Annotated in this window: 21 protein-coding genes; 15 read left to right on the top strand and 6 right to left on the bottom strand. The window is 64.0% G+C overall.

Going from position 1 to position 25,305, the window contains the following annotated elements; genetic code table 11:
• The first annotated feature begins 120 nt into the window (after positions 1 to 120).
• From B0G83_RS20890 to B0G83_RS20875, 4 genes are all read left to right on the top strand, one after another.
• Positions 121 to 1,638 (top strand): DegQ family serine endoprotease, encoded by a 1,518-nt coding sequence (locus tag B0G83_RS20890; RefSeq protein ID WP_105509322.1) that lies wholly within the window; start codon positions 121 to 123, stop codon positions 1,636 to 1,638.
• A gap of 340 nt (positions 1,639 to 1,978) precedes the next feature.
• The gene (locus B0G83_RS20885) at positions 1,979 to 2,476 is read left to right on the top strand and encodes a carboxypeptidase-like regulatory domain-containing protein (protein ID WP_105509321.1); all 498 of its coding nucleotides are present in this window, start codon (positions 1,979 to 1,981) and stop codon (positions 2,474 to 2,476) included.
• A 154-nt stretch (positions 2,477 to 2,630) separates the two neighbouring features.
• Entirely contained in the window at positions 2,631 to 3,023 is a 393-nt protein-coding gene (locus tag B0G83_RS20880) for a DUF427 domain-containing protein (protein WP_105509320.1), read from the top strand.
• 33 nt (positions 3,024 to 3,056) lie between these two features.
• Positions 3,057 to 3,815 carry a CoxG family protein gene (locus B0G83_RS20875; RefSeq protein WP_105509319.1) on the top strand — a complete coding sequence of 253 codons (759 nt, stop codon included), beginning with the start codon at positions 3,057 to 3,059 and terminating at the stop codon, positions 3,813 to 3,815.
• A gap of 222 nt (positions 3,816 to 4,037) precedes the next feature.
• On the opposite strand, the gene B0G83_RS20870 is transcribed toward B0G83_RS20875, so the two are convergent.
• Positions 4,038 to 5,036, bottom strand: coding sequence for a helix-turn-helix domain-containing protein (locus tag B0G83_RS20870; RefSeq protein ID WP_105509318.1), 999 nt, complete (start codon positions 5,034 to 5,036; stop codon positions 4,038 to 4,040).
• 187 nt (positions 5,037 to 5,223) lie between these two features.
• On the opposite strand from B0G83_RS20870, the gene B0G83_RS20865 reads away from it, so the two are divergent.
• Positions 5,224 to 5,856, top strand: a complete 633-nt coding sequence (locus B0G83_RS20865) for a cysteine hydrolase family protein (RefSeq protein WP_105509317.1) — start codon at positions 5,224 to 5,226, stop codon at positions 5,854 to 5,856.
• Positions 5,857 to 5,932: 76 nt separating this feature from the next.
• Here B0G83_RS20865 and B0G83_RS20860 read toward each other — a convergent pair whose 3' ends face one another.
• Positions 5,933 to 6,601, bottom strand: a complete 669-nt coding sequence (locus tag B0G83_RS20860) for a TetR family transcriptional regulator (protein ID WP_105509316.1) — start codon at positions 6,599 to 6,601, stop codon at positions 5,933 to 5,935.
• 429 nt (positions 6,602 to 7,030) lie between these two features.
• Here B0G83_RS20860 and B0G83_RS20855 point away from each other — a divergent pair, with 429 nt between their 5' ends.
• From B0G83_RS20855 to B0G83_RS20845, 3 genes are read left to right on the top strand one after another with little or no spacing between them, the layout of a single operon-like run.
• Complete coding sequence (locus B0G83_RS20855; protein ID WP_105509315.1) at positions 7,031 to 8,263, top strand: efflux RND transporter periplasmic adaptor subunit; 1,233 nt, start codon at positions 7,031 to 7,033, stop codon at positions 8,261 to 8,263.
• Between the two features lie 18 nt (positions 8,264 to 8,281).
• On the top strand, positions 8,282 to 11,491 hold the full coding sequence (locus B0G83_RS20850) for an efflux RND transporter permease subunit (RefSeq protein ID WP_105509314.1): 3,210 nt from the start codon (positions 8,282 to 8,284) through the stop codon (positions 11,489 to 11,491).
• 1 nt (position 11,492) lies between these two features.
• Positions 11,493 to 13,052, top strand: a complete 1,560-nt coding sequence (locus B0G83_RS20845; RefSeq protein WP_105509313.1) for an efflux transporter outer membrane subunit — start codon at positions 11,493 to 11,495, stop codon at positions 13,050 to 13,052.
• 200 nt (positions 13,053 to 13,252) lie between these two features.
• Here the strand turns inward: B0G83_RS20845 and B0G83_RS20840 are convergent, their stop codons facing one another.
• Complete coding sequence (locus B0G83_RS20840) at positions 13,253 to 14,662, bottom strand: nucleobase:cation symporter-2 family protein (RefSeq protein ID WP_105509312.1); 1,410 nt, start codon at positions 14,660 to 14,662, stop codon at positions 13,253 to 13,255.
• 223 nt (positions 14,663 to 14,885) lie between these two features.
• Between B0G83_RS20840 and B0G83_RS20835 the strand changes: the two genes are divergently transcribed.
• The 4 genes from B0G83_RS20835 to fghA all read left to right on the top strand — a co-directional run bounded on the left by B0G83_RS20835 (position 14,886) and on the right by fghA (position 18,790).
• Entirely contained in the window at positions 14,886 to 15,104 is a 219-nt protein-coding gene (locus B0G83_RS20835; protein ID WP_146120269.1) for a hypothetical protein, read from the top strand.
• A complete protein-coding gene (locus B0G83_RS20830; protein ID WP_105509310.1) occupies positions 15,101 to 16,639 on the top strand; it encodes a xylulokinase in 1,539 nt (512 codons plus the stop codon). Before B0G83_RS20835 ends, B0G83_RS20830 begins: the two co-directional genes overlap by 4 nt.
• A 168-nt stretch (positions 16,640 to 16,807) precedes the next feature.
• Positions 16,808 to 17,914 (top strand): S-(hydroxymethyl)glutathione dehydrogenase/class III alcohol dehydrogenase, encoded by a 1,107-nt coding sequence (locus B0G83_RS20825; protein ID WP_035548321.1) that lies wholly within the window; start codon positions 16,808 to 16,810, stop codon positions 17,912 to 17,914.
• A 24-nt stretch (positions 17,915 to 17,938) separates the two neighbouring features.
• Positions 17,939 to 18,790, top strand: a complete 852-nt coding sequence (gene fghA / locus B0G83_RS20820; protein ID WP_105509309.1) for an S-formylglutathione hydrolase — start codon at positions 17,939 to 17,941, stop codon at positions 18,788 to 18,790.
• A 66-nt stretch (positions 18,791 to 18,856) separates the two neighbouring features.
• Here fghA and B0G83_RS20815 read toward each other — a convergent pair whose 3' ends face one another.
• The 3 genes from B0G83_RS20815 to B0G83_RS20805 are packed head-to-tail and all read right to left on the bottom strand — an operon-like array spanning position 18,857 to position 21,574.
• The gene (locus B0G83_RS20815) at positions 18,857 to 19,639 is read right to left on the bottom strand and encodes a metal ABC transporter permease (RefSeq protein ID WP_105509308.1); all 783 of its coding nucleotides are present in this window, start codon (positions 19,637 to 19,639) and stop codon (positions 18,857 to 18,859) included.
• A complete protein-coding gene (locus tag B0G83_RS20810; protein ID WP_105509307.1) occupies positions 19,632 to 20,609 on the bottom strand; it encodes an ABC transporter ATP-binding protein in 978 nt (325 codons plus the stop codon). The genes B0G83_RS20815 and B0G83_RS20810 overlap by 8 nt, the downstream gene beginning before the upstream one ends.
• The gene (locus B0G83_RS20805) at positions 20,606 to 21,574 is read right to left on the bottom strand and encodes a metal ABC transporter solute-binding protein (protein ID WP_105509306.1); all 969 of its coding nucleotides are present in this window, start codon (positions 21,572 to 21,574) and stop codon (positions 20,606 to 20,608) included. Before B0G83_RS20805 ends, B0G83_RS20810 begins: the two co-directional genes overlap by 4 nt.
• 341 nt (positions 21,575 to 21,915) lie before the next feature.
• Here B0G83_RS20805 and B0G83_RS20800 point away from each other — a divergent pair, with 341 nt between their 5' ends.
• The 3 genes from B0G83_RS20800 (at position 21,916) to B0G83_RS20790 (ending at position 25,279) form a co-directional block, all read left to right on the top strand.
• Positions 21,916 to 22,716 carry an L-iditol 2-dehydrogenase gene (locus B0G83_RS20800; protein ID WP_105509305.1) on the top strand — a complete coding sequence of 267 codons (801 nt, stop codon included), beginning with the start codon at positions 21,916 to 21,918 and terminating at the stop codon, positions 22,714 to 22,716.
• Between the two features lie 98 nt (positions 22,717 to 22,814).
• Positions 22,815 to 24,137, top strand: a complete 1,323-nt coding sequence (locus tag B0G83_RS20795; RefSeq protein WP_105509544.1) for a sugar ABC transporter substrate-binding protein — start codon at positions 22,815 to 22,817, stop codon at positions 24,135 to 24,137.
• Between the two features lie 206 nt (positions 24,138 to 24,343).
• Positions 24,344 to 25,279 (top strand): carbohydrate ABC transporter permease, encoded by a 936-nt coding sequence (locus B0G83_RS20790; RefSeq protein WP_105509304.1) that lies wholly within the window; start codon positions 24,344 to 24,346, stop codon positions 25,277 to 25,279.
• The last annotated feature ends 26 nt before the right edge of the window (positions 25,280 to 25,305 follow it).

The raw sequence follows: 25,305 nt of genomic DNA, 5'->3' as shown, positions 1-25,305 counted from the left end.
GCTTAAAGCGGCCCTAACGATCGGCCGGAAGCGATCTGGCGCTGCTTAAGACTCCTTTAAGCGATGCCCCGTACGCTTCGAGTCATCCAGTAGCCTCTTTCTCCCAGTCAGGAGTACACGATGAACGCGAAAACCTTGTCCCGCAGCGCTGTTGCAGTAGCTGTCGCCGTGGCGCTGTCCGCCGGCTATGTGGCGGGGCATCGCGACGTGCCCGCGCCGCAGGTGATCGCGCCGGCGCAAGCCGCGATGATGCCCGCCGAAGCCGCGGCCAAAACCGGCATTCCCGATTTCTCGGGCCTGGTCGAAACCTACGGCCCGGCCGTCGTCAACATCAGCGCGAAGCACGTGGTCAAGCAGACCGCGCTGCGCAGCCAGGGCAACGGCGGCAATGCCGGCGGCAATCAGTTGCCGATCGATCCGAGCGATCCGTTCTACCAGTTCTACAAGCACTTCTTCGGCGGAATGCCGGGCATGCAAGGCGGCGACGGCGGCGATGCGGCCGATCAGCCGAGCGCGAGCCTGGGCTCGGGCTTTATCGTCAGCAGCGACGGTTATATTCTGACCAACGCGCACGTGGTGGACGGGGCCAACGTCGTCACCGTGAAGCTCACCGACAAGCGCGAATTCAAGGCCAAGGTGATCGGCGCGGACAAGCAGTCCGACGTCGCCGTGCTGAAGATCGACGCGAGCAATCTGCCGACCGTGAAGATCGGCGATCCGCGTCAGAGCAAGGTCGGACAGTGGGTGGTCGCGATTGGCTCGCCTTACGGTTTCGACAACACGGTGACCTCGGGCATCATCAGCGCGAAGTCGCGTTCGCTGCCCAACGAGAACTACACGCCGTTCATCCAGACCGACGTGCCGGTGAATCCGGGTAATTCGGGCGGCCCGCTGTTCAATCTGCAAGGCGAAGTGATCGGCATCAACTCGATGATCTACTCGCAGACCGGCGGCTTCCAGGGGCTGTCGTTCGCGATCCCGATCAATGAAGCGATCAAGGTCAAGGACGACATCGTCAAGACCGGCCACGTCAGCCGCGGTCGCCTCGGCGTCGCGGTGCAGGGCATGAACCAGACGCTGGCCAATTCGTTCGGGCTGCAGAAGCCGCAAGGCGCGCTGGTCAGCTCGGTCGATCCTGGCGGACCGGCGGCGAAGGGCGGCTTGCAGCCGGGTGACGTGATTCTATCGGTGAACGGCGAAACGGTCGGCGATTCGACGGATCTGCCGGCCCAGGTCGCGGGTCTGGCGCCGGGTACCTCGGCCACCGTGCAAGTGTGGCGCGATAAGGCCACCAAGGATCTGAAGGTGACGATCGGCTCGCTGTCGGATGCGAAGGTCGCCTCCGACAAGGTGGATCAGCCGACCCAGTTGCAAGGCCGTCTCGGCGTGGCGGTGCGACCGCTGACGCCGGAAGAGAAGAGCGGCGCCTCGATCTCGCACGGTTTGCTGGTGCAGCAGTCGGGCGGCGCGGCGGAAAGCGCCGGCATTCAGCCGGGCGACGTGATTCTCGCGGTCAATGGCCGGCCGATCACCACCGTCGATCAATTGAAGCAGATGATCGCCAGCGCCGGCAACAGCATCGCGCTGCTGATCCAGCGGGACAACGCGCAGATCTTCGTGCCGGTGGATCTGGGCTGATCGGTCGGCGGGCAGGGCGCGGCCGCGTGGCGTCCTGCCCCCGGCAGCGTGCGGGACCGACCGACTGGCGGGCCGATTGGCCGATCTACCCGGGACTTGATGTAACGCTTGCCGGTCCTTGCACTTACTGCCCGCGGACCGGCATTTTTTTATCCGTTTTTATCGCTGTATACGGCAATCACGCAGTACCGAAATAAGGCGCTGTGCGCCATGCAGTGCGGCGCAACAGCGGTTTCCCAACGACGCGATCTGACCTGTGGCACGCAGGTTGCGTCTGCCTTGATCCGGGCCGTCGCGGGACGGCGCCGGAAGGGATACGACCTCAACAAGGAGCGAACCGATGAAAACCCAACGCAATCAGCGAAGGATCGTAGCCGCCGCGCTGTGCGCAGCGCTCACGCTCGGTCTGGCGGGCGGCGCGTATGCACAGCAGTCGAATGGCACCACCGGCGGCACGACCACCGACGACAGCAGCGCGGGCAATGTCAACGGCGACGGCATGCCGCAAATCCAGCACAAGGGCGACGTCGCGTTCGTGTCGGGCGGCGTGGGCCAGGACGAATCGAAGGCGCTGCAGCATGCGCAAAGCCAGTGGCCGTTGTCGTTACGCTTCACGGGCCCCGGCTCCGACTTTCTCGCGGACGTTCACGTGCGAGTCGTCGATGCGCATGACGGCGAAGTGTTGACGGCCACGTCGCGTGGACCGTACATGCTGGTCAAGCTGCGCCCAGGCCGCTACACGGTGCATGCGCAGTACAAGGACCGCGACCAGAGCAAGGCGGTGACGATCCCGGCCAAGGGCTCCGCGAAGGCGGACTTCTATTGGGCAACGCAGTAACGCGTCTGATCCGGCCGGGCGGCCTTTGTCGCGCGATTCAGGAAGCTCGCGCACTGGCGGGAAGTTTGGCCGATAATGAAGCCACGGGCGCGCCCCGTGGCTTTTCCGTTTGTACGACCCGTTCGCACAACGCACCTCATCACGGAGCCGGGACATGAGCGATGCCTTGACACCTCACGGAAGCCCCGGCGCGGGCGCGGGCGGCCATACCATCTCGATCACCGGCAACAGTCACCGGGTGCGGATGATTCACGGCGGCGTCACCATGGCCGACACCCAGGCCGGGCTCACGCTCTCGGAAACCGGTCTGCCGGACGTGTTCTATTTCCCGCGCGCGGACGTGAACATGGCCCGCCTCGAACGCTCCACGCACACGTCGCACTGCCCGTTCAAGGGCGACGCGTCATACTTCCATCTACGCACCGAAGACGGCCTGATCGAGAACGCCGTCTGGAGCTACGAAACGCCGCTCGATCCGGCGCAACAGATCAAAGGGTATCTGGCGTTTTACGCATCGCGCGTCGATCGCATCGATCAGACTTCCTGATCGGGCCACGCGCGTTTATCGGGGGAGGCTGCAATGGAATTGAACGACGCGTTAAGAATTCCGCTTGGCGCCTCCGACGTCTGGGAAGCGCTGCAAGACCTCGCGCTGTTGCGCGCCAGCCTCGATAACTGTGAGTCGTTCACGCGCCTCGCCCACGGCGAATACGAACTGGTATTGACGGTGCCGCTCGGGCCGTTGCGCGCGCGATATGAAGCGCGCGCCCACGTGGCGGGCCAGGATTCCGGACCGGCCGACGCGCAGCGCCGCACCATCAACTTCAAGGCGCGCGCCGAAGGCATCGGCGCGCTGCGAGGGCAGATCGAAGTGCGTTTGCGCGCGGACGAAAGCACGCTCGGCGCGGGCAAGCAGCGCGGCACACGGATCGATTACACGATCTGGGCGACCTCGTCCGGACCGCTCGCCGAACTGCCCACACGCCAGCTCGAAAACGCGCTGCATCAGCTGGCGGACGATTTCTTCGCCGAATTCGACGCGGTGGTGCGAGCGAAATACGGAGCAGGTCCGAATCGCGCGCGGGGTTCGGCGGCGCGTCGCCAGCATGTGTTTTTGCGGCCGATCAACCTCGGCGGCATCGCGCGGCGCACACGCGCGGATCACAACGCGCTGACCGGGCGGGCGGCGAGCGCATCGCACGGCGCGTCGCATGGCGCGTCGCATGGCGTCTCGCGGCACGAGTCGAGTCCGCATGCGCTGCCTTATTGGGCCTGGGCGGCGATGATTTTTCTGGTCGCGTTGCTGTTGTATGTGGCGCGCTGGATTAGCGAGCGTTGAGGGTTGGTTTGGCGCTTGCGCGATCGTTTGAATGTCGCGTCGATGCGACTACGAAATCCAGGCGACGGACTACGAAACGCCGTTGGTGGCGTGGTCTCCTGAACGCCACGTCACGCAGTCGCTCCCTTCATGCGCGCCTGCTTCGCGACAATCTTCCGGCTTACTAAAACGACGCGAGCCCGTTTTGCGGTCCGCGTGAGCCGCATTCCACCTTCCCCATCCTCACGCGCCGCGAAACTCCCGCCGCCAGGCGGACGGCGACGTCCGAAACGCTTCCGCGAAATGCTGCCGTAATGAAGCGGTCGAACCGAACCCCGCGATCGCCGCGATCGCTTCCACCGATTCGTCGCTGCTCTCCAGCAGCTGCTGCGCGCGTGCGAGCCGTTGCGCCAGCAGCCACGCGCTGACGGTCGCGCCGGTGGCGAGCCGGAAGCGTCGCGTGAAGGTGCGGCGGCTCATCAAGGCGCGCGCGGCCAGCGTGTCCAGCGTGTGAGGGGCGTCCAGATTGCCGCTCACCCAGTCGAGCAGGCCGGACAGCCGGTCGCCGCGCACGTTCGGCGGAATCGGCTGCTGGACGTATTGCGCCTGACCGCCTTGCCGATGCGGCGACACCACCAGCCGGCGCGCTACATAGTTGGCGACTTCCGCGCCGCACATCTTGCGCAGCACGTGCAGACAACAGTCGAGGCCGGCGGCGGTTCCGGCCGAGGTCAACACGTTGCCGTCGTCGACGTAGAGCACGTCGGGGTCGAGCCGCACGCGCGGGAAGCGGCGCGCGAAGTCGTCGGCGCAGGCCCAGTGAGTGGAGGCCGGACGGCCGTCGAGAATGCCGGCGGCGGCCAGCACGAATGCGCCCAGACAGAGTCCGACCAGTTGCACGCCGCGTGCATGCGCCGCGCGCAAGGCGGCGAGTAGCTCGGCGGGCGGCGTCTCGTCCGGATCGCGCCAGCTTGGGACGATGATGGTGTCGGCGTCGGCGAGCGCTTCGAGTCCGTGGGTGACGGCGATCGAGAAACCGGCGGTGGTGGTCAGCGGGCCGGCTTCGGCGGCGCAGACGCGAAAGTCGAAATCGGGCAGGCCGCCGCCGCTGCGGTCTTCGCCGAATACCACGCAGGGTACGGAGAGATGGAACGGGCTGATGCGGTCGAACGCGACGACGGCGACGACGTGGCGGGACGGGGAGGCCGAAGCCGAAGCGGACGCGGGAACAGAAGCCGCCATCGATTACCTCGAAAGAATCAACAATGGCCTGATTCTATCGATTCATGTCATCCGGGTCACTGTCATGAAATTCGCCGCCGGCCAACAATGCAGTCATCGCCGCCGCTCATCAGGCACCGCCCAGCCGGGCAGACGCCGGTGGCGCGAACCCTCGAACCCTCGAATCATTTGCGACAGGAGTCTTGCCATGACCACACCGCGCCGTGCGCTGATCGTTATCGACGTGCAGAACGAATACGTGACCGGCAATCTGCCGATCGAATATCCGGACGTGCAGCACTCGCTCGCCAACATCGGCCGTGCGATCGATGCGGCGCACGCCGCCCAGATCCCGGTCGTGGTGGTCCAGCACCTCTCGGCGGCGACCTCGCCGCTGTTCGCGCGCGGCAGCGCCGGGGCGGAACTGCATCCAGTCGTGACCTCGCGCGCTTACGATCACCTCGTGGAAAAAGCCATGGCGAGCGCGTTCGCCGGGACCGACCTCGCCGACTGGCTGGCCGCGCGGCAGATCGATACGCTGACGATCGTCGGTTACATGACGCACAACTGCGATGCGTCGACGATCAACCATGCGGTCCACGCCGGGCTGGCAGTCGAATTCCTGGCGGACGCAACCGGCTCGGTGCCGTACGAAAACAGCGCGGGTTTCGCCAGCGCGAAGGACATTCACCACGCGTTCAGCGTGGTGTTGCAGTCGACCTTTGCGGCGGTGGCCAGTACGGACGCGTGGCTCGCGGCCGTGAAAAACGGCACGCAGTTGCAGAAAGGCGATATCTATTCGTCGAACCAGAAGGCGCGGGCGCGCCGGAACGCCGCGTAAGCGGGAGGGCGTAAAAAAAGCGGCCGGGGTTGCTCACCCGGCCGCTTTTTTGCGTCACCCATCAGGTCCTTCCTGGTTAGCGAGCCGACTCACCCGCCAACCTTTCGGCTGGGCTCTTCAACAACGCTGGACTCAACCGCAACGCGTCGAACATTCCCTCCACCATGCGCTGCGCGTAAGCGCCGAAATCCGTCGCGTCGGGCAGGAACAGCATGTCGCGCAACGAGCCGCTGACGAATGCATGCACCATCGCCGCCGCCAGCCGCGTATCGAGGTCCGCCGGCATTTGCCCCTTGGAGATCGCGTTACGCAGACCGCCTTCGATTTTCATCAGCCCCTCGCGCATGTTGGTCTGGTAGCGGATCCGCACCGGACCCATTTCCTCGACCAGCTCGCATTTCAGGAACAGGATGTCGAACACGCGGCGACGATGCGGGTCGTTGGCGGTGTCGCGCAGGCAGACCACGCAGATTTCCATCAGACGCCCGAGCGGATCGGGCTCGTTGGGGTCCAACGACGCGGCTTTGAGTTCGTCCAGCGGCAGCAGCACGCGGTCGAACATTTCGGTAAACAGATCGCTCTTATGCGCGAAGTGCCAGTAGATCGCGCCGCGTGTGACGCCCGCCGCCTGCGCGATGTCGGCCAGCGACGTGCGCGATACGCCCTTCTCGAAGAAGACCCGCTCGGCTGCGTCGAGAATGCTGGTGCGCGTCTCAAGCGCTTCTTCTTTGGTTCTTCGGACCATATTCGTGTGACTCGCCGTGATTGTGGGGTTTTCCCGGGCGCTATTCAGTCCACGGGATGACAATCTGTCTGCCGTTAGGCGAATTGCGAAGCGTTCCTGCAGGCCCCCCGCCCACAAGAGAAGTAAACGCACTTATACATGCATTCGTGAATGTATATATAATAGCATCCCACGATCGGATAGCCCAAGCCGTGACGACCGGTTAATATCCGTCACTGTTGCCTTTCAAAACGCTCTTGCGCCGTGCCTGGGCGGGCGGCGCCGTGCGGCATTTCCCAGGTATGGCGCATTTTGCTCAGGGTGCCCAGCAGTTTCGGTTTGCATTCACGGGCTTTCGGTCAAGCGTCGCAAGACGCATGTGTGCGCTGTCGTCCCCGGGGTAGGGATGCGCGCACTTTTTCATTCTCAGTCTTTGACAGAGGTCGCTCCATGCGCGTCGAACGGGTTCCATTCCGCTTAATCAGTGCCGCGACGGCTGCCGTATTGCTGGCAGCGTGCGGACCAAAACAATCTGCCCCGCCGCAACAAACGCCCGAAGTGGGCGTCGTCACCGTTCAACCGACTTCGGTGCCCGTCGTCACCGAATTGCCCGGCCGCACCAGCGCCTTCCTCGTCGCGCAAGTGCGCGCACGGGTCGACGGCATCGTGCTGCGCCGCGAGTTCACGGAAGGCGGCGAGGTCAAGGCGGGTCAGCGTCTGTACAAGATCGATCCGGCGCCGTACATCGCTACGTTGAACAACGCGAAGGCCACGCTGGCCAAGGCGCAAGCCAACCTCGTGTCGACCACCGCGCAAGCTAATCGCTACAAGGTGCTGGTGGCCGCGAACGCAGTCAGCAAGCAGGACTACGACAACGCGGTCGCTTCGGAAGGCCAGGCAGCGGCGGACGTCGCTGCGGGCAAGGCAGCCGTCGACACGGCGCAGATCAATCTCGGCTATACGGACGTGACCTCGCCAGTGACCGGCCAGATCGGTGTGTCGCAAGTCACGCCGGGCGCGTATGTGCAGGCGAGCGCCGCCACGCTGCTGGCGACCGTCCAGCAACTCGATCCGGTCTACGTGGACCTGACGCAATCGAGCCTCGACGGTCTGAAGCTGCGTCGCGAGGTGCAAGAGGGCAGGCTGAAGACGAGCGGTCCGGACGCGGCCAAGGTCTCGCTGATTCTCGAAGACGGCCGTACGTATTCTGAAAAGGGCAAGCTGCAGTTCACCGACGTCACGGTCGACCAGAGCACCGGCTCGGTCACGGTGCGCGCGCTCTTCAAGAACGCGGACAAGGTGTTGCTGCCGGGCATGTTCGTGCGCGCGCGGATCGAAGAGGGCGTCAACGACAACGCGCTGGTGGTGCCGCAAGTCGGCGTCACGCATGACCAGAAGGGTCAGCCGACCGCGCTGGTCGTCGGCGACGACAACAAGGTCGCGTTGCGTCAGCTCGTCACGTCGGGCACGTACGGTTCGAACTGGGTGGTCGAGAGTGGCCTGAAGGCCGGGGACCGCGTGATCGTCGCGGGCACCGAGAAGGCGCGTCCGGGTCAGCAGGTCAAGCCGGTTGCCGCGCAACTTCCCGCCACACCCGCTTCCGACGCATCCGCTCAGGGTGCGCCGGCCGCCAGCGGTGCTGCACAGACGGCTCAACCCGCCTCTGCGGCATCGGGCGCGTAATAACAGGGAGCCCGCCTCATGGCAAAGTTCTTTATTGATCGCCCAATTTTTGCGTGGGTGATCGCCATTATTCTGATGCTCGCGGGTATCGCGTCGGTCTTTACGTTGCCGATCGCTCAATACCCGACGATCGCGCCGCCGGCCGTGCAGATCAGCGCAACGTACCCGGGCGCCTCGGCGAAGACGGTGGAAAACACCGTCACGCAGGTGATCGAGCAGCAGATGAGTGGTCTCGACCACTTGCTGTATCTGTCGTCCACGTCGGACGACTCGGGTACGGCAACCATCACGCTGACGTTCGCGGCCGGCACCAATCCTGACATTGCACAGGTGCAGGTGCAGAACAAGCTGCAATTGGCCACGCCGTTGCTGCCGCAAGCCGTGCAGCAGTTGGGCACCAAGGTCACGAAGTCGAGCAGCAGCTTCCTGATGGTCCTCGCGTTCAACTCCGAAGACGGCAGTATGAACAAGTACGACCTGGCGAACTACGTCGCGTCGAACATCGAAGATCCGCTCAGCCGGATCGACGGCGTGGGTACCGTGACGCTGTTCGGTTCGCAGTACGCCATGCGGATCTGGCTGGACGCGAACAAGCTCACCAACTTCGGCTTGACGCCGGTGGACGTGGAAACCGCGTTGACGGCCCAGAACGTGCAGGTCGCGGGCGGTTCGCTCGGCGGCACGCCGTCGGTGCCGGGTCAGGTGTTGCAGGCCACCATCACGGAAGCCACGCTGCTGAATACGCCTGAACAGTTCGGCAACGTGCTGCTGAAGGTGAACCCGGACGGTTCGCGCGTCCGTATCAAAGACGTGGCCCGCATCGAGCTGGGTGGCGAAAACTACAACTTCGACACCAAGTACAACGGCCAGCCGACGGCAGGCTTCGGTATTCAGCTCGCGACCGGCGCTAACGCACTGGCCACGGCCAAGGCTGTCCGCGCGAAGATCGACGATCTGTCGAAGTACTTCCCGCACGGTCTGGTCGTGAAGTATCCGTACGACACCACGCCGTTCGTGCGCCTGTCGATCGAAGAAGTGGTCAAGACGCTGCTCGAAGGTATCGTGCTGGTGTTCCTGGTCATGTATCTGTTCCTGCAGAACCTGCGCGCCACGCTGATCCCGACGATCGCCGTGCCGGTGGTGCTGCTGGGTACGTTCGCGATCATGGGTCTGGTGGGCTTCTCGATCAACACGCTGTCCATGTTCGGGCTCGTGCTGGCCATCGGCTTGCTGGTGGACGATGCGATCGTGGTGGTGGAAAACGTCGAGCGGGTCATGCAGGAGGAGGGCTTATCGCCTCGAGATGCGACCCGCAAGGCGATGGACCAGATCACTGGCGCGCTGGTCGGCGTGGCGCTCGTGCTGTCGGCGGTGTTCGTGCCGGTGGCGTTCTCGGGCGGCTCGGTCGGCGCGATTTACCGGCAGTTCTCGCTGACCATCGTGGCGGCCATGGTGCTGTCCGTGCTGGTCGCGTTGATTCTGACGCCGGCGCTGTGCGCGACGATTCTCAAGCCGATCGAAAAGGGTCACCAGGAGCGCACCACTGGCTTCTTCGGCTGGTTCAACCGCACCTTCAACAAGAGCCGCGACAAGTATCACTCGGGCGTGCACCACGTGATCAAGCGCTCGGGCCGTTGGCTCATCATCTACATGGTGGTGATCTTCGCGGTCGGCCTGCTGTTCGTGAAACTGCCGAAGTCGTTCCTGCCTGACGAAGACCAGGGCACGATGTTCGTGCTGGTGCAAACCCCGTCGGGCTCGACGCAGGAAACCACGGCGCGCGCGCTGAAGGACGTCTCGGACTACCTGCTGAACGACGAGAAGAGCATCGTCGAATCGACCTTCACGGTGAACGGCTTCAGCTTCGCCGGTCGCGGTCAGAACGCGGGTCTCGTGTTCGTGCGGATGAAGGACTACTCGGTGCGTCAGCATGCGGACCAGAAGGTGCAGTCGCTGGTCGGTCGTCTGTTCATGCATTTCGGCGGCTACAAGAACGCGCTGGTGTATCCGGTGAATCCACCGTCGATTCCTGAACTCGGCACGGCCGCGGGCTTCGACTTCGAACTGCAGGATCGCGCGGGTATCGGCCATGAAAAGCTGATGCAAGCCCGCAACATGCTGTTGGGCATGGCGGCGAAAGATCCGACGCTGGCCCAGGTGCGTCCGAACGGCCTGAACGATACGCCGCAGTTCAAGGTGGATATCGATCACGAGAAGGCTTCGGCGCTCGGCGTGTCGCTGGCCACGATCGATCAGACGTTCTCGATCGCGTGGGCATCGCAGTACGTGAACAACTTCCTCGATACCGATGGCCGGATCAAGAAGGTGTATCTGCAAGGCGACGCTCCGTTCCGGATGAACCCGGAAGACCTGAACGCCTGGTACGTGCGCAATTCGGCGGGCACCATGGTGCCGTTCTCGTCGTTCGCCAGCGGCTCGTGGACCTACGGTTCGCCGAAGCTCGAACGCTACAACGGTATTTCGGCGGTGGAAATCCAGGGCGCGGCGGCACCGGGCAAGTCGACCGGTCAGGCCATGACGGCGATGGAAGCGCTGATCACCAAGCTGCCGGCGGGTATCGGCTACGAATGGACCGGCTTGTCGCTGCAGGAACGCCAGTCCGGTTCGCAGGCGCCGATTCTTTACGGCATCTCGATCCTCGTCGTGTTCCTGTGTCTCGCGGCGCTGTATGAAAGCTGGTCGATCCCGTTCTCGGTGATCATGGTGGTGCCGCTCGGCGTGATCGGCGCACTGCTGGCCGCTACGCTGCGCGGGCTCGAGAACGACGTGTTCTTCCAGGTCGGTCTGTTGACCACGGTGGGGCTGTCGGCGAAGAACGCGATTCTGATCGTGGAATTCGCCCGCGAGTTGCAACAGGGTGAGGGCATGGGGCCGGTCGAAGCGGCGCTGGAAGCAGCGCGTCTGCGGCTGCGTCCGATTCTGATGACATCGCTCGCGTTCATTCTCGGCGTGATGCCGCTCGCGATCAGCAACGGCGCGGGTTCGGCCAGCCAGCACGCAATCGGTACCGGCGTGATCGGCGGGATGTTGACGGCGACCTTCCTCGCGATTTTCATGATCCCGATGTTCTTCGTCGTGATCCGCGCGAAGTTCGGCGGTGAAACGGAAGACCCGGATGCAGCGTTCGAACATTCCAACCAGCTCCATCCGCACGATCCGCAAGGTGGTGCGTCGGGCGGTAACGGCTCGGGCAAGGACGGACATTGAGATGCAAAAACACTCTTTGATTGCAGTGGCGGTCGCGTTGTTCGCCGCGGGTTGCACGATGGCGCCGCATTACCAGCGCCCGGCGGAACCCGTGACGTCGACGTTCCCGACCGGCGGCGTGTACGACACGCAGCCGGGCGCGACCCAGCCGGGGGCCGAAGCGGGCCAGCAAAAGCCCGGCGCGAAAGCTGCCGCGCGTAGCGCGAACGGCGTGGCCGCGGCCGACATCGGCTGGCGCGAATTCTTCGTCGATCCGCGCATGCAGCAGCTGATCGAGATCGCGCTGAAGAACAACCGCGATCTGCGTGTGTCGGTGCTGAACATGCAGGTGTCGCAGGCGCAATACCGGATCGTTCGCGCCGGTCTGTTCCCGACGCTCAACGCCGCGGCTTCGCAGACCAAATCGCGTACGCCGACGGACCTGGCGTTCGGCGGTCAGAACATTTCGAACTCGTACTCGATCGGTCTGAACGCGTCGTGGGAAATCGATTTCTTCGGGCGGATTCAAAGCTTGAAGGATCAGGCGTTGGCGACCTATTTGGGCACGGCGCAGGCACGCAAGGCGGCGGAAATCGCGCTGGTCTCGCAGGTGGCGAATCAGTACCTGACGGTTCTCGAACTGGACGATCTGCTAAAGGTCACCCAGGACACCCTGAAGACCGCGCAGGAATCGTATCGGATCACCAAGCTGCAGTTCGACAACGGCACGGGTTCCGAACTGGACCTGCGCCAGGCGCAAACGGTGGTCGAGACGGCCAACGCCAACCTGCAGGCGCAGGCGCGTTTGCGGGCCCAGGGCGAAAATGCGCTGGTGCTGCTGCTGGGTGAGCCGCTGCCGGCCGATCTGCCGCCGGGCCTGACGCTGGACGACCAGAATCTCCTCACGGATATTCCGGCCGGTCTGCCGTCCGATCTGCTCACGCGTCGTCCTGACATCATGGAGGCCGAGGAGAACCTGCTCGCGGCCAACGCGAATATCGGCGCGGCGCGCGCGGCATTCTTCCCGAAGGTCTCGCTGACCGGCAATTTCGGCACGCTGAGCCCGTCGCTCGGCGGTCTGTTCAAGCCGGGTTCGGCTGCGTGGGGCTTCGGTCCGTCGATCACGGTGCCGATCTTCGAGGGCGGTCAGAACATCGCCAACCTCGACGTCGCCAACCTGCAGAAGAACGTCCAGATCGCGACGTATGAAAAGGCGATCCAGACGGCCTTCCGCGAAGTGGCGGACGGTCTGGCGGCGCGCGGTACATACGACCAGCAGATCCAGGCGCTGGAGCGCAATACGTTTGCGGAACAGCGTCGTCTGGATCTGTCGAACCTGCGTTATACGAACGGTGTCGACAGCTATCTGTCGGTGCTGACCGCGCAGACCGATCTGTACACGTCGCAAACGTCGCTGATTACCGCGCGCATGGAGCGTCTGCAGAATCTGGTGACGTTGTACCAGGCGCTCGGCGGTGGCTGGATCGAGCACAACGGCGATCAGCCGCGTCCGGCCGACGCACCGGTCAACTATGGTGCGGCGAGCGCGCCGGTGGCGGCTTCGGCGGCGACGGCGGGTTAAAAGTCGGCATCGTGTAGCAGCCAACGCGCAGGGCGGCTTTCAGTTTCACGGAAGCCGTTCCACGCAGCGGCAAAACAGCAGCACACAGCTGGAAACAAAAACGCCACGGCATGCCGTGGCGTTTTTGTTTGTCCGCAGAGGACGGTGCAACAACTGCACCACTACGTTTGCTGCCCTTCAATCAGTCAATGCAGATCCAGTCAATGCAGATCCGCGGCACGCAGCATTTCATCGTGCGGCGGCTCATTGCCACCGCGTCCGTCGAAATCGTGGCCGGCCTTGCGAATTTCGCACTGCGCTTTCTTCTCGCTCTTCACACCGTTGAAGATCAGATTCAGCACGACCGCCGACACGGACGCCAGCAGAATCCCGCTATGCAGCAGCGGCGTCAGCGCGGCCGGCAGCTTCGAGAAGAAGTGCGGCGACACGACCGGCACCAGACCCAGACCGACGCTCACCGCGACGATGAACAGGTTGTGCTGGTTCTTCACGAAGTCGACGCGCGACAGCACCTTCATGCCGTTCGCCGCGACCATGCCGAACATCACGATGCCCGCGCCGCCGAGCACGAAGGCCGGCACCGACGCCACCACTTGCGCCATCTTCGGGAACAGGCCCAGCAGCACCAGAATCACGCCGCCCATCGCGCAGACGAAGCGGCTCTTCACACCGGTCACGCCGATCAGGCCGACGTTCTGCGAGAACGACGTATGCGGGAACGAGTTGAAGATACCGCCGATCAGCGTGCCCAAACCGTCCACGCGCAGGCCACGCACCAGCGCTTTCTGATCGACCGGGCGATCCACCATGTCGCCGACCGCGAGGAACATGCCGGTCGATTCGATGAAGGTGACGAACATCACGGTGACCATCGTCGCGATCGACAGCGGATCGAAATGCGGCATGCCGAAGTGGAACGGCATCACGAAGCCGACCCACGGTGCGTGCGTGACGCCGTCCATGTTGACGCGGCCGAGCACCAGCGCGATCACGAAGCCGGCGACGATACCGAGCAGCACCGAAATATTGGCGAGGAAGCCCTTGGCGAACTTGTTGATGAGCAGAATCAGCGTCAGCACGATGAACGACAGGCCGAGATAGACCGGATTGCCGTAGTCCGGATTGCCCACGCCACCGGCCGCCCAGTTGATGCCCACTTCCATCAGCGACAGACCGATCACCGAAATCACCACGCCGATCACCACCGGCGGGAAGAAGCGCAGCAACTTGCCGACCGCCGGCGCGAGCAGAATGCCGACCACACCGGCCGCGATCGTCGAGCCGAAAATGTCGAGAATGCCGAGCGACGGATTGGTGCCGATCGCCAGCATCGGACCGACCGCCGCGAACGTGCAACCCATGATGACGGGCAGGCGGATCCCGAAGATCCACAGACCGAGCGTTTGAATCAGCGTGGCGATGCCGCAGGAGAACAGATCGGCGCTAATCAGGAAGGCGATCTGATCCTTCGGCAATTTGAGCGCTGCGCCGATGATCAGAGGCACTGCGACGGCGCCGGCATACATCACCAGAACGTGCTGGATGCCGAGGGTCAGCAACTGGCCCGCGGGCAGTCGCTCGTCGCACGGGTGAACCGTGTTCGATTGCATATCTTCTGTCTCCACCATCTAGTTTTTGAGATGACTCCAAGGTATCGGGGACGATAAAGTGCAACAAGACCACTGGGGCCTATTCCGGCATTCCCGGTGACGATATGCGTTGAGCCGGTTTGAAAGGCAATTTAAAGCTGCGCGTCTGTCCCATCGGCGGACAGCCCCTTGCAGCAGCGCTGCGGGTCGTTGAGCCGCGCGCGCCATCGCCGGACTGATATGTGTGAGAATCAATGAGGTGTATCTCATTGAACGCATAGTGCTGTTTTCATGCGGCTCGCGGCGCGGCGGGGTTAACCCGCGAATCGGCAAAATCGGCGTGTTTTTGGATGCGCTGTTCGAAGCGCGTCGCGGTGACGAAAAAACCCGCCTTCGGCGCACCTTTCGCGTGCGCCTCGCGACCTTCATTTTTACCCCTCTTTTGACGTGCAATCGCCCATGAGTTTTCTTGGCATCGACCTCGGTACCGGTTCCCTCAAAGTCGCCATCGTTGATGAGAATGGCCGCGAACAAGCGGTCGCGAGCGTCGCCTATACGTTGGAGACACCGCACGCGGGTTGGGCGGAGATGTCGGTGCAGACATGGTGGCGCGCGCTGTGCGAAGCGGCGTCGCGTTTGCCGCAAGCGTTGCGCAGCGACGTACGCGCCATCGGCTTCTCCGGGCAGATGCACGGCGTCGTGCTGATCGACGCCGCGGGCGGCGCCGTGCGGCCCGCGATGCTGTGGCCCGACACACGTGCGCTGGGTCTGCTCGACGCGTGGCCGGAGCCGCAAGCGAATCCGGTGGCGCCGGGCATGGCCGGGCCGCTGCTGCGCTGGATCGTATTGAACGAACCGCAGTCCGTGCGTAAAACGCGTTGGGCGTTGCAGCCGAAAGACTGGCTGCGCGTGGCGTTGGGCGGCGAGGTACTCACCGATCCGTCCGATGCCTGCGCGACTGCGCTGGCCGATCCGGCCGGCGTGTGGGATACGGCGCTGCTGGCGCGACTGGAGATTCCGCGTGACTGGTTCGCGCCATTGGCGCCTTCGTATGCGGCGGGCGGCGTGCTGTCGCAGACGGCGGCGCAGGCGCTGGGCTTGCGCGCCGGCATCGTGCTCGCGACCGGCGCCGCCGACACGCCGTGCGCGGCGCTCGGCAGCGGACTCGCGCGCGACGGCGATGCGTTGCTGACCACCGGCACGGGCGGACAGATCGTCGTGCTGGCGGGGCAGGAGCCGGCGGCGGCGAAGGGTTTGCATCGCTATCGGGCGGCGAGCGATCACTGGTATCGGATGGCGGCGATGCAGAACGTCGGCATTGCGCTGGAGCGCGTGCGCGGCTGGCTGTCGTATGAGTGGCCGGATGCTTATCGCGAGGCGTTCGGCGAAGCCGGCGCGATTGCGCCGAACGGCGTGTCGGGCGACGTGACGGCCAGCGCATTCGGCAACGCGAGCAGCGCGACCTCCGGCAGCGCCTCAGCGCGTGCCGACGCCGACATGGCGCACGCAACCGGTCTGACCTTTCTGCCTTACCTCACCGGCGAACGCACACCGTGGCTGAACCCATCGGCGCGTGGCGGCTGGCTCGGCCTCGCGCTTGACCACACGCGCGGCACGATGATGCGCGCCGCGTTCGAAGGCGTCGCATTTTCGCTGCGCGCTGGACTCGACGCGATTCGCGCGAGCGGCGCGCCGGTCACCACATTGAAGCTCGCGGGCGGTGGCTCGGTCGACGCGCGCTGGCGGCAGTTGCTGGCCGATGCGCTGGACGTCGAACTGTACGCGGTCGATTGCCCCAACGCCGCGCCGCGCGGCGCAGCGATGCTCGGTGGTCTGGCAAGCGGCCATTGGCACGCGAACGATCTCGCCGCGCTCGCGCCAGGCGCGACGCGAGTCGCCGTTCCGCAAGGCGACACGGCGCTGTCCGAACGCTACGCGCGCTTTCTCGATCTGTACGGCCGGGTCGAAAGCTGGTTCGGCGGCACGGCGCAACGGTGACGCTAGCGGCGCTCGTCGAAGTCCGTCGACGAGCGCCGCGCCGATGTCCGGTATGGACAATGCCGTGACGCACTTTGCAATACCATTACGCTTTTCGCGCGCTAAGTTAGAGCGCGGCACTTCATGCCGGACGCGCGTCGCACTCACCGACCTCAAGGAGCATTCACGATGAAAACCAAAGCCGCCATTGCATGGAAAGCCGGCGCCCCATTGACGATTGAGGAAGTGGATCTGGAAGGCCCGCGCGCCGGCGAAGTCCTGATCGAAGTGAAGGCGACGGGCATCTGCCACACCGATTACTACACGCTGTCGGGCGCCGACCCGGAAGGCATCTTCCCGGCGATTCTCGGCCATGAAGGCGCGGGCGTGATCGTCGATACCGGACCGGGCGTCGGCACGCTGAAGAAGGGCGATCACGTGATTCCGCTGTACACGCCGGAATGCCGTCAGTGCAAGTTCTGTCTGTCGCGCAAGACCAACCTGTGTCAGGCGATCCGCTCGACGCAAGGCCGCGGCCTGATGCCCGACGCCACCTCGCGCTTCTCGCTGGACGGCAAGCCGCTGTTCCACTACATGGGCACGTCCACATTCTCGAATTACATTGTCGTGCCGGAAATCGCGGTCGCGAAGGTGCGTGAAGACGCGCCGTTCGACAAGATCTGCTACATCGGCTGCGGCGTGACGACCGGCGTCGGCGCGGTGGTGTATTCGGCGAAGGTCGAAGCGGGCGCGAATGTGGTCGTGTTCGGTCTCGGCGGTATCGGCTTGAACGTGATCCAGGGCGCGAAGATGGTCGGCGCGGACAAGATTATCGGTGTCGACATTAACCCGGGCCGCGTCGAGCTGGCGAAGAAGTTCGGCATGACGCACTTCATCAACCCGAACGAAGTCGAGAACGTGGTCGATCACATCGTGCAACTCACCGATGGCGGCGCGGACTATTCGTTCGAATGCATCGGCAATACGAAGGTGATGCGTCAGGCGCTCGAATGCACGCATAAGGGCTGGGGGCAGTCGTTCATCATCGGCGTCGCGGCGGCGGGTGAGGAGATCAGCACGCGTCCGTTCCAACTGGTGACGGGCCGCGAGTGGAAGGGCTCAGCGTTTGGCGGCGCGCGCGGCCGTACGGATGTGCCGAAGATCGTCGACTGGTACATGGAAGGCAAGATCAATATCGACGATCTGATCACGCACCGTCTGCCGCTCGAACGCATCAACGAAGGCTTCGATCTGATGAAGAAGGGCGAGTCGATCCGCTCGGTCGTGCTGTACTAACGCAGCACGCAAAGGAGCCTGGCGATGCTTGAACTTCTGTCGTCGCATGCCTGCCATGGCGGCGAGCAGCGTATCTACCGGCACGACTCGCAGACCATCGGTCTGTCGATGCGTTTCTCGGTCTATCTGCCGCCGCAGGCGTTGCAAGCCAACGCGAACGTGCCCGCGCTGTTCTATCTCGCGGGTCTCACGTGCACGGAAGAAACCTTTCCGATCAAGGCCGGCGCGCAGCGTTTCGCGGCACAGCACGGCATCGCGCTGATTTCGCCGGATACGAGTCCGCGCGGCGCGGGCGTGCCCGGCGAAAGCGCGGCGTGGGATTTCGGCGTGGGCGCGGGTTTCTACGTCGATGCGACCCAGCAGCCGTGGGCGCAGCATTATCGGATGTACTCGTACGTGCGTGACGAGCTGCGCGAAACGGTGCTGGCGAATCTGCCGGTGGACGGCGCGCGCCTCGGTATTTTCGGGCACTCGATGGGCGGTCACGGCGCGTTGATGCTGGCGCTGCGCAATCCGGAGATTTATCGGTCGGTGTCGGCGTTCGCGCCGATTGCCGCGCCGACGCGTTGCCCGTGGGGCGAGAAAGCGTTCAGCGGGTATCTCGGCGACGCTCGCGAAGCGTGGGCGCAGTACGACGCGAGCGAACTGGTCGCGCATGCGTCGCGCAAGTTCGCGGCGGGGATTCTGGTGGATCAGGGGCTGGCGGATCAGTTCCTCGCGGAACAGTTGAACCCGGATGTGTTCGAAGCCGCATGCCAGGCGGCGGGTCAGCCGCTGACGTTACGCCGTCACGCGGGCTACGACCATGGGTATTACTTCATCTCGACGTTCATCGAGGACCATCTCGCGCATCACGCGAAGGTGTTGCTCGGCTGAGCGTGGTGCCTGCCGTACAGGCGACGGCGGTGGCGCATAACAGTGCCCGCCGTCGTCACGCCTCGTTCAACGCTTCTTCAACAAACTCCCGCCATACACCACCGCCGACAGCACGGTGATCCAGAAGCTCGTCGGCCAGTCGGTATAGAAGGCCAGCGTCAAGCCAAGCCACGCTTGCAGCAACGCGAACACCGCGGCCAGCACGAGTCCGGTCGACAGGCGCGTCGTCATGTTCTGCGCGGCCGCAGCCGGCCCGACCATCAGCGTGAACACCAGCAGCACGCCGACGATCTGCGTGCACGCGGCCACCGCCAACGCGGCAATCGCCAGAAACAGCACCGACACGAGCCGCAGCGACACGCCCTTCGCTTCGGCCAGTTCAGGTTGCAACGAAGCAAACAGCAACGGCCGCATGATGGCGGCCAACGCCAGCAGACTGACTACGCCCAGCGCCGCCAGCACGCCCAGCGTCGACGTATTCACGCCGAGCACATTGCCGAACAGCAGCGCGGTGACTTGCGTCGCGTACGCGGTGAAGAAGTGCAGGAACAGCAAACCGAAACCGAGCGACAGCGACAGGATCACGCCGATCGCCACGTCGCGTCCGGCGAGGCGTTCGCCGAGCGCACCCATGCCGACGCCTGCCGCGAGCGTGAAACCTATCATGCCCCAGATCGGCGAGATGCCGATCAGCACCGCGCCGGTCGCGCCGGTAAAGCCGACGTGCGACAGCGCGTGGCCCGCGAAGGTCTGTCCGCGCATCACCAGAAAATAGCCCACGATACCCGCCAGCACCGCGACGATCCCCGACGCCGCGAACGCGTTGACCATGAAATCGTATTCAAACATCGTGCGTGTGTCCGTCGCGTGAGTCGTGCTGGTGTGAGTGGCTATGGCCGTGCGAGTGGCCGTGCGCGCCGTGCGAATGGCCGTGACCATGGCCACCGTCTTCGTCGTGTTCGTGCTCGTGATCGTGTTTTTCGACTTCGACGTCGCCCGACATCACGAAGATGCGGCCGTTCACTCGCATCACGTCGATCGGTGAACCGTACAGGCGGGAGAGAACCGGGCGCGTGATCACTTCGTCGACAGTGCCGAGCGCGGCCACGCCGCTGCCGAGGTACAGCACGCGATCGATCGAGTTCAGCAGCGGATTCAATTCGTGCGCGGAAAACAGCACGGCAATGCCGAGTTCCTGCTGCACGCGCCGCACCAGCTCGACCACGCTCTTCTGATGATGCGGGTCGAGGCTGATCAGCGGTTCGTCGAGCAACAGCAGTTTTGGATTACCGAGCAGGCATTGCGCGAGCAGCAGGCGCTGCCGCTCGCCGCCCGACAGTTCCGATAACGGCCGCTCGGCCAGCTTACGGCCACCCACCAGATCCAGCACGCGTTCGACATCGGCGCGGGTGCGAGCGTCCGCATGCGGCAAGCCCCAACGATGGCCATCCGCGGCCATCGCGACGAAATCACGGCCACGCACGCGCCGTCCGGCGAGCGCGCTGCGCGTCTGCGGCATGTAGCCGATCGACGCATTGCCGCGCTCCACCGGCTGCCCCAACACGCGGATCGTACCGCTCGCGGCCGGTACGAGGCCGAGCACCGCCCGCATCAACGTGGTCTTGCCGGCGCCGTTCGGCCCGAGCACGCCGATGAATTCACCCTGGTTCACCACGAAGCCGGTGTCGCGCAGAATCGTGCGGTCGCCGAGTTCGAGGGTGACCTGTTCGAGTTCGAGCACAGGCGCGTTGGACGCTGCGCCTGCGGTCGCACTTGCATGTGCTGCGTGGGCTGGCGCGTTGCGGCCAGTCAGAGTCATGGTGTCGTTCCTTTGCTGCCGGAAGCCGCCACCGTGCCCGCGCCGTTCGCTTCGCCCGCGATCAGCGCGGCATTCAGCGCGTCGAGCTGCGTCAGCATCCACGTCTGATAGATCTTGCCGGCCGGTTCGGTCTCGGTGACGCTCATGGACGGCACCTTCGATTGCTGCGCGAGCTTCAACATGCGTTTGGTCAGGGCCTCGGTTGCCTGGCTGTTATAGATCAGAACGCGCACGCGCTTTTCGCGCAGGTCGCGTTCGAACGCGGCGATATCGGCCGCGCTCGCTTCGGTATCGTTCATCGTGGCGAGCTGGAAGCGCAGATTACGCATACTCAGCCCGATCGCGTCCGACATATAACCGAACACCGGTTCGGTCGCCGTGACCGGCACGCCCGCGTAGCGGCCATGCAACTCGGCGACCTTGGCGTCGATCGGCTTCAGCGAATCGAGAAACTTCGCGAGGTTCGCATCGTACGCCGACTTGTGCGCCGGGTCAGCCGCAACGAGCGCTTCGCTCACCGCGCGCGCGACCTTCGGCATGGTGGCCGGGTCGTACCAGAGGTGCGGATTATCGCCGCCTTTCTTGCCGGTGAGGTCGGCGGCGACGATCGTCACGCGTTTCGTGCCTTTCGACGCGGCCAGCAATTTTGCCATCCACGGATCGTAGTCGGCGCCGTTGTACACCACAAGGCTCGCATGCTGCAACGCGCGCGCGGTCTTCGGGCTGGCTTCGAACAGATGCGGATCCTGGTCCGGGTTGCTGAGAATGCTGGTCACGTCGACGCGATCGCCGCCCAGTTGCTGCACCACGTCGCCATAAAAATTCTCCGCCGCGACCACCGGGATTTTCGCGTCGGCGGCGAAGGCGCCATGGCCGATCGCCAGCGCGGCCGTGGCCGCCGCGACGTATTTCGACAGCTTCAGCGCGCGCTGCGCTCCGTTCAACATCGAGCCGAGTTTGTTCATCGTTGTTTCCTGCTGCGTGAGAGTTGAGTGAACCACTAACGTTAGGAGTGAGCGTTGCGGCCAATCGCGCGAACCCGCGCACGGCCAGTGAAGTGCGGTCGAAATGATATAACGTATCTCAAATAATTGTCAGCGCCTTATGCGGAAAGCGCCTTGGCCTTCCCTGATTTCTCGTATTAGTGTTGTTCAGAGCTGGGACGGACACGCACGCGTCCTGCCGCGCTGCACCATCGAAATCTGCGCGGGTGCCTTGACATGACCCGGTCCGTATCCGATCATTCGATCACTAACAGAGCAATTGTTCGCGCAATGAGCGTTCGCTCACTGCGAGGCAAAACGCAATGAACCGGAGACAGGCAGTGGCGGCACGATTGCAAGACAAGGTGGCCATTCTGACGGGCGCGGCAAGCGGAATCGGCGAGGCCGTGGCGCGCCGCTATCTGGACGAAGGCGCGCGCTGCGTGCTGGTGGACATGAAGCCGGCCGACAGTTTCGGCGACACGTTGCGCGCCGACTATGGCGACCGTGTGCTGAGCGTCAGCGCCGACGTCACGCGCCGTGAAGACATCGACCGTATCGTGGCGAGCACGCTCGAGCGTTTCGGCCAGATCGACATTCTGTTCAACAACGCGGCGCTGTTCGATATGCGCCCGCTCCTCGACGAATCCTGGGACGTCTTCGACCGCCTCTTCGCGGTCAACGTGAAGGGCTTGTTCTTCCTGATGCAAGCCGTCGCGCAAAAAATGGTCGAGCAGGGCCACGGCGGCAAGATTATCAATATGTCGTCGCAAGCGGGGCGGCGGGGCGAGGCGCTCGTGTCGCATTACTGCGCGACCAAGGCGGCGGTGCTCAGCTACACGCAATCGGCGGCGCTCGCGCTCGCGCCGCACAAGATCAACGTGAACGGCATCGCGCCGGGCGTCGTCGATACGCCGATGTGGAAGGAAGTCGACGCGCTCTTCGCCCGTTATGAAAACCGTCCGCTCGGCGAGAAGAAGCGCCTGGTCGGCGAAGCGGTGCCGCTCGGCCGCATGGGGGTGCCGGACGACCTGACCGGCGCCGCCCTGTTTCTCGCGTCGGCGGATGCCGACTACATCACCGCGCAAACGCTGAACGTCGACGGCGGCAACTGGATGAGTTGACGCAGCCTGCACGTCACGCGGCACGCGACGTGCGCATCATCCCGGTCATTTTCGTAGAACAAACGCAGCATCACATAACGTACGAGAAAGGAGACAACATGAAGCCAGTCCTCAAATCCGCGCTCAAAGCGGCTAGCGTCGGCGCCATGGCGTGCTTTGCGCTGAGCGCGTCGGCGGCGACGGTGACGATCGCCACGTTGAACAATCCGGACATGATCGAGTTGAAGAAGCTCTCGCCCGCTTTCGAGCAGGCGAATCCGGACATCAAGTTGAACTGGGTGATTCTCGAAGAAAACGTGCTGCGTCAGCGCGCCACCACCGACATCACGACCGGCAGCGGCCAGTTCGACGTGATGACGATCGGCGCCTATGAAACGCCGCAATGGGGCAAGCGCGGCTGGCTCACGCCGCTCACCAACCTGCCCGCCGACTACGATCTGAACGACGTCGTGAAGACAGCCCGCGACGGCCTCTCCAGCGGCGGCCAGTTGTACGCGCTGCCGTTTTACGTCGAAAGCTCCATGACGTATTACCGCAAGGATCTGTTCGCGGCCAAGGGGCTGAAGATGCCCGATCAGCCGACCTACGACCAGATCGCGCAATTCGCCGACAAACTGACCGACAAGGCCAACGGCATGTACGGCATCTGCCTGCGCGGCAAGGCGGGCTGGGGCGAAAACATGGCGTACGCGACGACGGTGGTGAACACCTTCGGCGGCCGCTGGTTCGACGAGAAGTGGAACGCGCAGCTCACCTCGCCGGAATGGAAGAAGGCGATCACCTTCTACGTCGATCTGCTGAAGAAAGACGGCCCTCCGGGAGCTAGCTCGAACGGCTTCAACGAAAACCTCACGCTGATGTCGTCGGGCAAATGCGCGATGTGGATCGACGCGACGGTCGCGGCCGGCATGCTCTACAACAAGCAGCAATCGCAGATCGCGGATAAGGTCGGGTTCGCCGCGGCGCCGGTCGCCGTCACGCCGAAGGGTTCGCACTGGTTGTGGGCGTGGGCGCTGGCGATTCCGAAGTCGTCGAAGCAGACCGATGCGGCGAAGAAGTTCATCGCGTGGGCGACCTCGAAGCAATATATCGAGCTGGTCGCGAAGGACGAAGGCTGGGCCTCGGTGCCGCCGGGAACGCGTCAATCCACCTACGCACGCCCCGAGTACAAGCAGGCTGCTCCGTTCGGCGAATTCGTGCTGAAGGCGATCGAAACGGCAGACCCGGATCACCCGACGCTGAAGCCGGTGCCGTACACCGGTGTGCAGTTCGTGGGTATTCCTGAGTTCCAGTCGTTCGGCACGGTGGTCGGTCAAAGCATCTCCGGCGCAGTGGCTGGTCAGATGACGGTCGACCAGGCGCTGGCCGCCGGCAATGCGACCGCGAATCGCGCGGTGCAACAGGCCGGATATCAGAAGTAACGATCGGAAGCAACGCCGTAACCCGCCACCTGAAGCACGTGGCACGCGCCGGCTGACGCCCGTCAGCCGGCCCACGCAGCACAGCGGGCTGTCCTGGATCGCGCGGCACGCCGCGATACCTGCAAGGTGTCGCGCCGGCCGGCGCGGTTCACGCTTCGAGCAGTTTGCGGCGGACAGTCCGCGCATTACCGAACAGGTGGTCCACCATGCGTCCTCTGCGCCTACCTCTCATGCATGCCCATCCCCAGACAGAAAAAGAACGCGAAGTCCGCAAAGCCAATTCCGCCCGCTGGCTAGTCACGCCCTCGGTGGCCGTGCTGGTGTTGTGGATGGCGATTCCGCTCGCGATGACGATCTGGTTTTCGTTCTCGCGCTACAACCTGTTGAACCCGGATCTCAAAGGTTTCGCCGGCTTCGACAATTACAAATACCTCGCGACGGATCCGTCGTTCGGTCCGTCGATCGGCCATACGCTCGAACTGATTGTCTCGGTGCTGGTGATCACCGTGGTGGGCGGCGTGCTGATGGCGATTCTGTTCGACCGCAAGTTTTACGGTCAGGGCGTGGCGCGCCTGCTCGCCATCGCGCCGTTCTTCGTGATGCCGACCGTTAGCGCGCTGATCTGGAAGAACATGATCCTGCACCCGGTGTACGGCCTGATCGCGCAGGGCATGCGCGCCATGGGCATGCAGCCGATCGACTGGTTCGCCGACTATCCGCTCACGGCCGTGATCATGATCGTCGCGTGGCAGTGGTTGCCGTTCGCGTTCCTGATTCTGTTTACCGCAATCCAGTCGCTCGATCAGGAGCAGAAGGAAGCGGCGAAGATAGACGGTGCGGGTCCGTTCTCGATGTTCTTCTACATCACGCTGCCTCACCTGAAACGGGCGATCGCGGTGGTGGTGATGATGGAGACGATTTTCCTGCTGTCGATCTTCGCCGAAATCTATACGACCACGGGCGGCGGTCCGGGCACCGCGACCACCAATCTGTCGTACCTGATCTACTCGCTCGGCCTGCAACAGTTCGACGTCGGCCTCGCGTCCGCCGGCGGCATTCTCGCGGTCGTGCTGGCTAACATCGTGTCGTTCTTCCTCGTGCGCATGCTCGCGAAGAACCTGAAAGGGGAGTACGAAAAATGAGCCAGGTTGCCTCCACTCCGGTGTCG

Source organism: Paraburkholderia sp. BL21I4N1, assembly GCF_002973525.1.
Taxonomy (GTDB): Bacteria; Pseudomonadota; Gammaproteobacteria; order Burkholderiales; family Burkholderiaceae; genus Paraburkholderia.
Note: the sequence above shows the minus strand (reverse complement) of the source record. Positions and strands in the feature narration are given on the sequence as shown.